The 12,154-nt window shown below is 43.2% G+C and carries 14 protein-coding genes; 5 read left to right on the forward strand and 9 right to left on the reverse strand.

The features are described 5' to 3' along the window. Positions 1–223 precede the first annotated feature (223 nt). The 7 genes from argA to ubiG form a co-directional block, all read right to left on the reverse strand. Positions 224–1,576 carry an amino-acid N-acetyltransferase gene (argA, locus tag GTU69_RS11075; protein ID WP_166170519.1) on the reverse strand — a complete coding sequence of 451 codons (1,353 nt, stop codon included), beginning with the start codon at positions 1,574–1,576 and terminating at the stop codon, positions 224–226. A 130-nt stretch (positions 1,577–1,706) separates the two neighbouring features. Further along, positions 1,707–2,093, reverse strand: coding sequence for an RcnB family protein (locus GTU69_RS11080; protein WP_086196595.1), 387 nt, complete (start codon positions 2,091–2,093; stop codon positions 1,707–1,709). 227 nt (positions 2,094–2,320) lie between these two features. Further along, positions 2,321–2,719: an RcnB family protein gene (locus GTU69_RS11085; RefSeq protein ID WP_166170521.1), complete on the reverse strand. Its 399-nt coding sequence runs from the start codon at positions 2,717–2,719 to the stop codon at positions 2,321–2,323. Positions 2,720–3,019: 300 nt separating this feature from the next. Further along, positions 3,020–3,175 carry a hypothetical protein gene (locus GTU69_RS11090; protein ID WP_166170523.1) on the reverse strand — a complete coding sequence of 52 codons (156 nt, stop codon included), beginning with the start codon at positions 3,173–3,175 and terminating at the stop codon, positions 3,020–3,022. A gap of 204 nt (positions 3,176–3,379) precedes the next feature. After that, positions 3,380–4,126: a YciK family oxidoreductase gene (locus GTU69_RS11095; protein ID WP_092820591.1), complete on the reverse strand. Its 747-nt coding sequence runs from the start codon at positions 4,124–4,126 to the stop codon at positions 3,380–3,382. 31 nt (positions 4,127–4,157) lie between these two features. Beyond that, entirely contained in the window at positions 4,158–4,856 is a 699-nt protein-coding gene (locus GTU69_RS11100; RefSeq protein WP_166170525.1) for an HAD-IA family hydrolase, read from the reverse strand. Then, positions 4,856–5,569, reverse strand: a complete 714-nt coding sequence (ubiG, locus tag GTU69_RS11105) for a bifunctional 2-polyprenyl-6-hydroxyphenol methylase/3-demethylubiquinol 3-O-methyltransferase UbiG (RefSeq protein ID WP_166170527.1) — start codon at positions 5,567–5,569, stop codon at positions 4,856–4,858. Before ubiG ends, GTU69_RS11100 begins: the two co-directional genes overlap by 1 nt. Positions 5,570–5,749: 180 nt before the next feature. On the opposite strand from ubiG, the gene GTU69_RS11110 reads away from it, so the two are divergent. Continuing rightward, on the forward strand, positions 5,750–6,367 hold the full coding sequence (locus GTU69_RS11110; RefSeq protein ID WP_166170529.1) for a thiol:disulfide interchange protein DsbA/DsbL: 618 nt from the start codon (positions 5,750–5,752) through the stop codon (positions 6,365–6,367). A 60-nt stretch (positions 6,368–6,427) separates the two neighbouring features. On the opposite strand, the gene GTU69_RS11115 is transcribed toward GTU69_RS11110, so the two are convergent. Then, positions 6,428–7,087 (reverse strand): TetR family transcriptional regulator, encoded by a 660-nt coding sequence (locus GTU69_RS11115; protein WP_086196589.1) that lies wholly within the window; start codon positions 7,085–7,087, stop codon positions 6,428–6,430. A 173-nt stretch (positions 7,088–7,260) separates the two neighbouring features. Here GTU69_RS11115 and GTU69_RS11120 point away from each other — a divergent pair, with 173 nt between their 5' ends. From GTU69_RS11120 to rph, 3 genes are all read left to right on the forward strand, one after another. Then, positions 7,261–8,283, forward strand: a complete 1,023-nt coding sequence (locus GTU69_RS11120) for a ferredoxin reductase (RefSeq protein WP_166170531.1) — start codon at positions 7,261–7,263, stop codon at positions 8,281–8,283. 90 nt (positions 8,284–8,373) lie between these two features. After that, entirely contained in the window at positions 8,374–9,513 is a 1,140-nt protein-coding gene (locus GTU69_RS11125; protein WP_171522026.1) for an acyl-CoA desaturase, read from the forward strand. Between the two features lie 174 nt (positions 9,514–9,687). Next, a complete protein-coding gene (gene rph / locus GTU69_RS11130) occupies positions 9,688–10,404 on the forward strand; it encodes a ribonuclease PH (protein WP_166170535.1) in 717 nt (238 codons plus the stop codon). Between the two features lie 90 nt (positions 10,405–10,494). Here rph and nadC read toward each other — a convergent pair whose 3' ends face one another. Continuing rightward, positions 10,495–11,340 carry a carboxylating nicotinate-nucleotide diphosphorylase gene (nadC, locus tag GTU69_RS11135; RefSeq protein ID WP_166170537.1) on the reverse strand — a complete coding sequence of 282 codons (846 nt, stop codon included), beginning with the start codon at positions 11,338–11,340 and terminating at the stop codon, positions 10,495–10,497. A gap of 175 nt (positions 11,341–11,515) precedes the next feature. Here nadC and ampD point away from each other — a divergent pair, with 175 nt between their 5' ends. Next, positions 11,516–12,091 carry a 1,6-anhydro-N-acetylmuramyl-L-alanine amidase AmpD gene (ampD, locus tag GTU69_RS11140; protein WP_086196584.1) on the forward strand — a complete coding sequence of 192 codons (576 nt, stop codon included), beginning with the start codon at positions 11,516–11,518 and terminating at the stop codon, positions 12,089–12,091. The last annotated feature ends 63 nt before the right edge of the window (positions 12,092–12,154 follow it).

The following is a 12,154-nucleotide window of genomic DNA, read 5'->3' on the forward strand; positions in this document are numbered from 1 at the left end:
GATAAATAAAATAAAGAAAACCTTATGCAGAAATATGATTTATCAGGACAACTCAATATCCAGTTTTATTTAATTAAATTATTGATATTAATTAACTTAAATTCTAAATCTTAAGCGTGGATAAGGATATGCAAAAATGCCATAAACAAATCATGATAAATTTCGATGGGTTTATCATAAAGATATAAAAAATAAAGATATAAGCGGCATAAAAAAAGCCACTTTAAAGTGGCTTTTTGAAGACTAGGGAATTACGTTGATAGTTATACAGGGCCTGACGTGCATTGGGTAGGTCATCCACACTGGCGGGTTCAAAACCATGTTCGACAAACCAGTGCGCGGTACGTGTGGTCAGTACAAATAGTTGCTGAATGCCCAGACTTTTGGCCTTGTCTTCGAGATAATGCAGAATCTGGCTGCCGCGGTTGGACTTGCGATAGGTCGGATCGACCGCCACACAGGCAATCTCCGCCGATTTAATTTCATTGGCTGAGGTGGGAATTGGATATAGGGCGGCGCAGGCCAGAATCATCCCGTCCCGTTCAATCACGGAAAACTGTTCAATTTCACTTTCTAATCTTTCACGTGAGCGATACACCAGAATGCCTTCGGCCTCCAGTGGACGAAGCAGATTCATCAAGCCGCCGACATCCTGAATCGTAGCCGTACGCACATCTTCATAATGGGCATCGGTCATCATGGTGCCCGCACCATCACGAGTGAACAGTTCTTCCAGCAAGGCCCCATCGTAGGTATAAGAAATCAAATGCACACGATGTACCCCTTGCAGTGAGGCATTTTTGGCACCGCGCAATTGCAGGGCAATATCGGGATTGGAATCCTGATATTGCAAGATCTGCCGATCCAGCTGATGCGGCGCTATTTCACGCTGCAATTGTCCAAATTCGTTGACCAGACCTTGCTGTTTACCCAAAAAAATCAGCTTGTCGGCTTTTAGCAGAATGGCAGTATTGGTGGCCACTTCTTCTGCCACCAGGTTAAACACCTCACCGGTACTGGAATAGCCGGTTGGACCCAGCAACACAATATTGTGATTTTTTAAATGTCTTTGAATGGCGTCAGTATCGACCGTTCGTACTTCACCTGTGAGCTGGAAATCAACACCATCGCGAATACCATAAGGTTTGGCGGTGACGAAATTGCCTGAGATCACATCAATGCGTGCGCCGTACATGGGGGAGTTGGCCAGTCCCATGGAAAGCAGCGCTTCAATTTGTAAACGGATCGAACCCACAGCATTCATGACGCAGCTTAAAGATTCGCGTGTGGTAATGCGGCGGTGATTATGAAAAGGCGTTTGAATACCGCTGGCTTTGAGGTTCTGATTGATTTGCGAACGTGCACCATGTACCAGAATCAGACGAATGCCTAAAGAATGCAGCAGGGCAATGTCATGAATAATATGCTGGAAATTTTCATGTTGCACTGCCTCACCGTCAAACATGATGACAAAGGTTTTGTTGCGGTGGGCATTGATATAGGGTGCAGAATGTCGAAACCAATGCACATATTGTAAATTTGTGCTTTGTGATGTTTCAGATGAATTCGTTTGCATACCTATCTCAAAATTAAAAAAATTTCCTTCCTTGATTCTAATCAAAAAATGACGGGGGGGAAGCTAAAAAATAAAAAACACCTGAATCGAATTCAGGTGTTTTTTAGGGAAGATGAAACTTAGGCCGGTTTTAGTTGATGATGCGCACAATACGATCGGTACGTTCATTCACTAACACATAGTCGCCATTGATTTTATACCACTGTTGATAACGGTTGGTATTCGGTAAGCGGCGTGCTTCACGGTCGCTGACTTTATAGTTGGATGAGCTAAATACACGCGGGAAGTTTTGGCCCGCACGCCAGTCACGGCTTGGGTTTACTCTTTTATTGTCATAACGATTCTGGTTATAGCGATTATTGTCATAACGATTATTGTGATCCCAACGGTGGTCCTGTTGTGATGCTGTATGATTGTAGTGTTGATGATCATCATAACGATGGTCTGGTGCTGCCATCGCTGAAGTTGCCATCAATGCAGATAAAGAAAGCGCAATTGTAGTCAGAATTTTTTTCATTACTTTCACCCTGGATCATTTAGGAAGATGTTTTCGATGATTCAAAATTAGAGGAAAAGTCGAGATAAACGATGTTGGAATCTTAGTTGAATTGTGAAATTGATGGAGAAAAAAAGAAGATTGTAAAAGACTGAAAGTTATACAGATAAAGGGATAGACTTGACAATAAAAGTGCAAAAATAAAAAAGCCCAAACTGGAGTTTGGGCTTGGAGAATTAAAACCGAGTTTAGAAACCTTGGATCCGCAGAATATTATTACTGTCGGTATCAACTAAAATATAGTCATTGTTGATTTTGTACCATTGCTGGTTACGCGATGGTTTGGGCAAGTCATGGTTTTTATAGTCGACCTTGTAGCCATCGCCACGATAATGCTGTGGCATCACATAGCCCGGTTGCCATTTATGCTGTTGTAGACGCTTGAATCCGCGTTCTTCACGCATACGGCGTTTGTCTTGCATGTCATCATCATCTTCACGAAAATCACGACCGCGGCTAAATTTTGGTTGATCGGATTGATCCCAGCCACGATAATTATTGTTTTTTTCATGAGGTCCGGCAAGGCTGACACTACTTGCCATCAATGCACTGAAAGAAATTGCCAAAACAGTCAAAATCTTTTTCATGTTGAACCCTCATAAAAAAAGTATTAATTTCACTAATGTTAATGTACAAAATAATTGCAGAGAAACTGTGAAGATCAATCATGCATTTCTTAAAAAATGCAGAGATAATAAGGATATTATGGGAAAATATCTCATCATTTAAAAATCTTTAGCAATTTTATAGCGCTATTAAATGTTAAAAAACTTTTGCTTGAGGAAAACTTTGTATCAAAGTTTTGAGATCACGTTGACTGATTTAACAATGTTCTAAGCAACGGGCTGAACAGCAGGTTGGATTCGACAGTTCCATATAGTTTTCTTTTAGTTCCATTGTTCCACCAGGCCTTGTAGTGAGCTGACAGCCTCAGCAATTGCTTCTGCCTGTTTGACATCATCCAGACCGATGATCAAAGAATTTGAAAGCTGTAGTTTTTCAATACAACGAATCGTTTCAATTTTACGTTTTTGATCTGCCATGTTGAAATTTCTCATACTGAATGTTTTTGAATGGTGTTCAGCATAGCGGCATTCTTTTAATTTATAAAACCGAATATTTTTGTAAAAATTATCTAAAAATACGATTTAAGCCTTAAATAGCGAAAGTACAGTTCTGAGTTTTTAAAAATTTAAGTCTGCAATAAAAAAGGGAGCATATAGAGCTCCCATTTTTATTTTTAGAGATTAGTCTTGTGCATCAATGCTTTGACCATTTAAATGCAGGCTGTCATCCCCCATTAAATACAGGTAAGCCGGCATAATGCTTTCCGGTGTTGGCAAGGTTTTTGGATCTTCCTCAGGATAAGCCTTGGCACGCATGGCAGTACGGGTGGCACCCGGATTGATGCAGTTAAAACGCACGTTAGGATAAACATTTTCTTTGGCAAAGATCTGGTTCACTGCTTCAATGGCAATTTTGGATACCGAATAAGCCCCCCAGCGTTCACGTGCTTCACGGCCGACACCTGAACTGGCAAATACCACGGAAGCATGCTCGGACTTTGCCAGTAAGGGCAGCAGTTCCTGAGTCAAAATAAAGGGCGCACGCAAATTCACAGCCATCACATCATCCCAGACATCTACCGGGTAATGGGCCAGTTCGGTACGTTCCCCCAGAATACCGGCATTGTGCAAAATGCCGTCCAGGCGACCGAACTGTTGCGTTAAAGTATCGACCAGTAACTCATAGTCTCGAGGAGAAGCGCTGGAGAGCTGCAAAGGCAGAATAGCCGGTTGTGGCGCACCCAGGCTTTCAATTTCATCATAAATGACTTCAAGCTTGTTTAGGGTACGTCCATGCAGAACGACTGTTGCACCATGCAGGGCATAGCTTATTGCAGCAGCACGACCTATACCATCGCCCGCACCTGTAATCAGGATAATGCGATCTTTTAACAGATCGGGGCGAGGTTGATATTCTGAATATTTCATTGCCTACCTCCTCGTTTATATTGTTATGTCGTTATGAAATGAGTGAATGATGATCTTGTTTTACGCCGACTAGTTGATTAATCACTTGATGTAATTCTGCAACTGTCTTCACTATACAATCCGCCTGCCATGCTGTTAAGTTATCTTTGTGTTGCAATGGTAAATAGCCATAGCCTGCCAGAATGGTGTACATATTGGCATTGCGGCCCGCATCAATGTCACGCGGATGGTCACCCACATAAATACAATCTTCAGGTCGTACCTGAATTTGCTTGGCCGCCAGATACATCGGTTCCGGATCGGGTTTGGTATTGCTGACATCTTCCGGGCAAACCAGAACCGCACAGCGTTCGGTCAGATTGAGTGCCTGAAGCAGGGACTCACTGAGCCAGCGTGGCTTGTTGGTGACAATGCCCCAGGGAATATCCTGACTTTCCAGTTGTTGCAGCAAGGGATACATACCGTCGAACAGGTCGGTATCCACGGCAATATCTTCACCATACAAATCCAAAAAGCGCTGGCGATGGGCGAGGAATACCGGATCTTCCACTTCCAGTTCCGGATAGACCAGTTTCACCATTGCCCGGGCACCCTCAGAGACCTGGGTACGAATTAAATCCGCCGCTACGATGTCACAGGGTTTGTCGCGGCACATGTCCTGAATAATGCGAATGAAGTCAGCCGCTGTGTCAATCAGAGTGCCATCCAGGTCAAACAGTACAGCTTTCATCAGGCACCTTCTTTTACCGTATAAACCATGTAGTTCACATCGACATTTGGTGCCAGCCAGTAACGTTTTGTTAGCGGGTTGTAATGCAGGCCGGTCATGTCTTTCAGTTTCAGATTTGCTGCACGGATATCATGCGCCAGCTCGGAAGGCTTGATAAATTTGCTGTAATCATGGGTCCCTTTAGCGAGCATACGCAGAACGTATTCCGCGCCAATAATGGCAAACAGATAAGACTTTGGATTGCGGTTAATGGTCGAGAAGAACACATGGCCGCCCGGTTTGACCAGGGTTTGGCAGGCCTGAATAATTGATGCCGGATTTGGAACATGCTCCAGCATTTCCATACAGGTCACCACATCATATTGTCCAGCCTGTTCCTGAGCCAACTGTTCTACTGGAACCTGGCGATATTCAATATTCTGCACGCCTTCCTGTTCGGCATGAATGCGGGCTACATTTAAAGGCGCTTCACCCATGTCGATACCCAAAACATTAGCTCCACGACGTGCCATGCTTTCCGACAGAATACCGCCACCACAACCGACATCGAGCACTTTTTTACCGCTGAGACCGCCAGCATGCTCATCAATCCAGTTTAAACGCAGTGGATTGATCATATGCAAGGGGCGGAACTCAGAATGCTGATCCCACCATATGGCAGCGAATGCTTCAAATTTGGCAATTTCTTGTGGATCAACATTCAATTGCGACATCGGTATCACCTCAATCAAGTCATTATAATTTAAAAAAGTTACAGAAGCTTAGTGTAGCGTTAATTCTAAAAAAAGCGATAAATGCCGTAAAAAAGTTCACAGAATGAAAACGAATTCGGCATAATTGATTTATAGTGATCGCATAAATTAGACATAATGATTTAGAGGACAATAAGGTCAATGAAAAAATTTCTTTTAGGTAGTGTAGCAACGGCTATTTTTGCCTTATCCGGTACTGCAATGGCAGCCAATTTTGTTGCAGGTAAAGATTACACCGTGGTGGCCAATCCGGTTAAGGTTGAAGTTCCTGGAAAAATTGAAGTGCGTGAATTCTTCTGGTATGGCTGCCCGCATTGCTATCGCTTAGAGCCGCATATGCAGACCTGGCTGAAAAAATTACCTAAAGATGTGCGTTTCGTGCGTACTCCGGCTGCAATGAATCCTGTCTGGGAGCAGGGCGCGCGTGGCTATTATGTGTCTGAAGCATTAGGCGTTCGTAAGAAAACTCACTTGCCTTTATTCCATGCCATTCATGCAGGTGGCCAGCAGATTTTTGATCAAAAATCCCAAGCCAAGTTCTTTGTAAAATATGGCGTGCCTGAAGCCAAATTCAACAGCATGTTTAATTCATTTGTTATTACTTCAAAAATAGCACAAGCCAAACAGTTGGCACAGCAATATCAACTCAGTGGTGTGCCTGCGGTTGTGGTCAATGGTAAATATGTGGTGCAAGGTGAAGATGGCAAAGTCACTCAAGTGATCAGCTATCTGGTAGAAAAAGAGCGTAAAGCCAAATAAGTAATAGGTTCTAAAAAAACCGCCATCATGGCGGTTTTTTTACATCTGGTCGTTATTCAATTATGAAGAGACCGAATCTTTGGAAGGGTCCCAGTTGGAGATGCCACGGAAAATTAAATGCACTTGAGTCATGGTTTGCAGCTTAAACTGTTTTTGTTGTTCTAGACGCTCTTCAGCCTGATAGTGACGGTTGATATCCATCCAGGTCATCGCCCAGGTAAAAGACAAGTTAATTAAAATATTAGAAAATACTTGTAGGTCTTGGGTATTACCAATGTGCTGCATGGCCTCAATTTGACCCAAATCATTAGCCAGGTCTTCAATTAAAAAATTAATTTCCCGGGCAATGGCCTGGCGAATCACTTCCGATCCCCCCCAGCGTTCGGCAATCATAAATACCCACGGTTCAGGATGATGTTCAACTGCCTGAAAAAACAGGTCTAGGCTGATTTGGGTTTCGGTATCTGGCTGATAGATATAGGCTTGTCCCAGCTGATGAAAAATACCTTTTAAATGCAGGGCCACCTGATCGACTAGTTCCAGTCCCAGCTCATTCATGTCCTGAAAATGACGGTAGAACGCCGTCGGTACCAAACCGACATGGCGTGCAATTTCACGCAAACTGATGCTGCTGAAAGAGCGTCCAGACGTGTTTAAAGCCAGCGCAGCATCCAAAAGTGCCTGGCGGCTCTGCTGTTTACGCTCATCCCGTATCGACATGCAACTACCCTAAAAAAATGCTGAATGAAGTCTATCAAAAAAAAACAAATTAAACGACGAATGTCAGTGAACGGATGTTGACTGAATTAAAAAATGATTATAGTGTACATGTGTTCACTATAAGAACACCTGTTCACTCAAATAAATAGCCAGCAATAAAAGAGGAACGTCATATGAGTCATGTCATGCAATATCAGCCGCAATGGATTCGAGAAGATTTCGTCGATTTTATTGCTGAAAAAATCAATCCAGTTTGGGCATGGAAAAAAGTCAAAGCCAGTATTGTCGATGTACAGATGCTGAGTTCAGACTTTTATCAGATCGAGTTGCAGCCGAATCATAATTTTCGTGCTAACGCTTTTCATGCCGGACAAAGTACTTTAGTGACTGTGGTGATTGCAGGTGTGCGTGAGCAACGCAGTTATTCCGTTGTCAAAATCACTGCCAACGGCAACGTGGTGATTGCCGTAAAACGTCAGGGCAAAGTATCTAATGCTTTAACCCATTTGCCCGTAGGTGGCGTAGTGGAAATCTCTCAGGTGCAGGGTGATTTCACATTAAGTTCATCTCAACAACCTATTCTGTTGTTAGCTTCAGGCAGTGGTATCACTGCAATTTATTCTTTATTGCAACAGGCCATCCGTCAAAAAGTCAGTCAGATTGACCTGATTTATTTTAGCCGTGATGAGGCCTTTAATGCTGAATTGCAGCAGTTATCAGAACAATATCCACAGCTTCATTATCACCATTTTAATACTCTGGCACAGAAGCAACATTTAACCGCGGAACTGCTTGAAAGTACCGTGCCAGATTTTCAGCAACGTCAAAGTTATGCCTGTGGTGCCCGAGGCATGATGCAAAGCCTGAACCAGATTTATCAACAATTCGGCATTGCCGATCAACTCAAACAGGAATATTTCCAGGTTGTTGTAGATGAAACTGCTGCAGTACAACCGGTAATTTTCTTACGCGCTCAACAAGAGTTTGAAGCCAAGACCAATTTGCTGGAAAGTGCCGAACAGGCGGGCTTAAGACCCGCACATGGCTGCCGTATGGGCATCTGCAATACCTGTACCTGTACCAAAGTCAGTGGCTCCACCAAAAACCTGCTGACTGGTGAAATCGACCACGATAGCAATACCCAGATTAAATTGTGTATTAGCCAGGCCGTGAGTCCGGTGGTGATTAACCTTTAAAAACAAAAAATGCTTTGATAGCGCTGCTCAGTGATTGATTGCAATTTTTATAGCAGTGTTTGATTCTCACTCAGGAGAAAAACAATGAATATGTCAGTGAAATTTCCAGAAAATAGTAAATCCAAATATTTAACTGCTGAACAAATTGCCGAATTTGGTGAAAAAGTCGATGCCATTCGCCGCGAAATCATGGACAGCATTGGTGAGAAAGATGCGCAATATATTTACAAAATTCGTGATTTTGTGCGTTATAGCGAAATTGCCTCACGTGGCATGTTGATGTTTGGCGGCTGGATTCCACCAGTATGGTTGTTGGGAACCGGCTTGTTGGGTATTTCCAAAATTGTGGAAAATATGGAGCTGGGCCATAACGTGATGCATGGTCAGTTTGATTGGCTGAATGATCCGACGTTAAACGGCGCCAATTATGACTGGGACACTATGGCGACCGGGGATGACTGGAAACATACGCATAACTATATCCATCACACCTATACCAATATTATCGGTAAAGATCATGATGTCGGTTATGGCCTGATTCGGGTCAGTGAAGCGCAAAAATGGGAACCGCGCTTTTTATTCAATATTCCTTTAGCCATTCAGCTTATGGTGTTTTTTGAATGGTATGTGGGCGTACAGAATTTACATCTGGAAGATGCGATTGCCTATAAAACCAAAACCTGGAAACAGGTGTGGAAAGATTCGACAAAATTCCGCAAGAAAGCCACCCGTCAGATTGCCAAAGATTATGTCTTTTTCCCCCTGATCGCAGGTCCGAATGCACTGCCTGTTTTTGCCGGAAATGCAGTGGCGAATGTTATTCGTAGCCTCTGGGCATCCGCAGTGATTTTTAATGGACATTTCACTGAAGATGCCGAAACCTTTGAACCGGACAATACGGCCACTGAAACGCGTGCCGAATGGTATTTACGTCAAATTCACGGATCGAGTAATTTTAGCGGCACAGAATGGCTGCATATTTTGAGTGGTAATTTGAGTCATCAAATTGAACACCATTTATTCCCTGATATGCCAGCGAACCGTTATGCTGAAGCTGCACCAAAAATCCGTGTCTTATGTGCAGAGTATGGCATTCACTATAATGAAGCCAGTTTCATGAAACAGTTTGCTAGCGTCTGGGTACGTGTGGCTAAATGTTCATTGCCAAATTCATGGACTTCAACTCTTGAACAATCCAAACAGAAATTAAAAGACTTATTGAGCTTTTAAACTTCAATAACAAGCTTAAGGATATGCAGGGTGGGTAGCGAATTTCATGCAAGCTAAAATGGATGCGTCCGGGCTTGATGGTTTTTGCCAATAGAGAATCTCTTGGCAAAACCTGAGAGCATGCTTCTGTTATACTAGGCCGCAATGAATTTTAGCCGAAATTAAGGACTCATTATGCGTATCGACCAACGTACATTAGATCAATTACGTGACGTAAAAATTACCCGTAACTATACACGTTATGCGGAAGGCTCAGTGTTGATTGAATTTGGTCATACAAAAGTTCTTTGTACTGCAAGTATTGATAATTCAGTCCCGCGTTTCTTGAAAGGTAAGGGACAGGGTTGGGTGACTGCAGAATACGGCATGTTGCCACGTTCTACCCATACCCGTAGTGACCGTGAAGCGGCGCGTGGTAAACAAAGTGGCCGTACTCAGGAAATCCAGCGTCTGATTGGTCGTAGCCTGCGTGCCATGGTGGACTTGAAAAAACTGGGTGAAAATACCATTACCATCGACTGTGATGTGATTCAGGCTGATGGTGGTACACGTACAGCATCCATTACTGGTGCAGCAGTGGCTTTAGTCGATGCCATGAATGTATTGCTTGAAACCAAGAAAATTAAACACGATCCGTTGAAAGGTCTGGTGGCTGCGATTTCTGTCGGTATGTATCAAGACAAAGCCTTGCTCGATTTGTGTTATGAAGAAGATTCAAACTGCCAAACTGATTTAAACGTAGTGATGACTCAAGCAGGCGAGTTTATCGAGCTGCAGGGGACTGCTGAAGACAAGCCATTTACCCGTGCACAATGTAACGAAATGCTTGAATTGGCAGAAAAAGGCATCCAAGAACTCATTAAAAAACAGCAAGAAGCTTTAGGCTGGTAAGTTGTTAATTTAACAATCTCAGCAATAAAAAACGCACCCATCGGTGCGTTTTTTATTGACTCAATTTTTATTGAGTTGAGTAGGGGGAGATCAAGCATTAAAACGCATGGATAAATCCACTGCTTTCACATCTTTGGTTAACACACCCATTGAAATATAGTCCACACCTGAGCTTGCCACTTCACGTAAGTTTGCGATGGTAATGTTACCCGATGCTTCCAGCTTGCAACGACCGGCAACATGCTTCACCGCATCAATCATTTGCTGCTGGCTGAAGTTATCCAGCATCACGATATCCGCTTTTGCTTCTAAAGCCTGGTTTAGTTCATCCCAGGTTTCAACTTCAACTTCAACAGGTTTACCCGGTGCAATGTTATGTGCCTTGCTAATCGCCTGTGCAATACCGCCCGCTGCCATAATATGGTTTTCTTTAATCAAAAAGGCATCAAACAAACCCAGACGATGGTTCTGACCGCCACCAATCGCCACGGCATATTTTTGTGCAATACGTAAGCCCGGCAAGGTTTTACGGGTATCTAACAATTTGGTATTTAAGCCTTGCAGTTCTTTGACATATAAAGCGGTTTTGGTCGCAACTGCAGAAAGTGTTTGCACAAAGTTGAGGGCAGGGCGTTCCACTGTCAGCAGGCTGCGTGCAGAACCGGCCAGTTTTAAAAAGGCTTCATTGGCTTGTACGCGGTCGCCATCATTTTTTAGCCAGGTGACCTGTACCTTTGGATCATAAGCCTGAATCAGTGCATTGACCCAAGGCTGACCGGCCAGCACCATGTCTTCACGGCTAATAATGGTTGCTGTCGCCTGTTCATCTTCAGGGGTTAATAATGCAGTGATATCACCTTCGCCAATATCTTCTTGTAATGCTTGTTGAATGTTGATTTGGATCGATTGTTCAAGCAAGGATTGAGATATGCTCATAAGGATTCCCGTATCTTTTTTAACCCATGAAAATTGCGCGTTATTTTAGCACTGTTCATTTAAAAGAAATGTTTTTTTCCAGCGATTTTAGCTGCGGAATTTGAGATTTTAAGTTTAAAGTTTTAGGATTGCGCTAAAATCATCTGTTTATGCGAACAGGACTCAGGATTGGACTATGCAACAGGCCCCCTTTTTTCAGGTCATCGACGGTCAGTTAATCGGTGCCAGGCAAGTACCTTCCCCCAATTATAATCAACGTCCCGAACATACCGAAATTCAACTGGTTGTGGTGCATAACATCAGTCTGCCGCCGTCACAATTTGGTGGGGGATATATTGAACAGTTTTTTCAGAACCAGCTGGACTGGTCAGAGCATCCTTATTTTCAAAGCATTGAAGGCATGCAGGTTTCTGCACATCTGCTGATTTTACGCAGTGGTGAAGTGCTGCAATTTGTCAATTTTAATGATCGGGCCTGGCATGCCGGACGTTCCATTTACCTGGGCAAAAAAGAATGTAATGACTATTCCATTGGCATTGAACTGGAAGGCAGTGATGATTTGCCTTTTGATGAGGTGCAATATGCAGTGCTGGCGCAAGTGACGGCTGCATTGCAAGCGGCTTATCCCAAAATTTTACAACATTTGGCCGGTCACTCGGATATTGCGCCTGGACGTAAAACCGATCCGGGCCCATTTTTTGACTGGGTCAAATTCAGAACCTTATTGCAGCAGCATAAAATCCATCAATAATAAGTGGGCTTTATGATTAAACAACGAAATTCCATGTGGAGTTTCATTACAATAGCGACTTAA

Source organism: Acinetobacter sp. SA01 (assembly GCF_011319235.1).
Taxonomy (GTDB): domain Bacteria; phylum Pseudomonadota; class Gammaproteobacteria; order Pseudomonadales; family Moraxellaceae; genus Acinetobacter.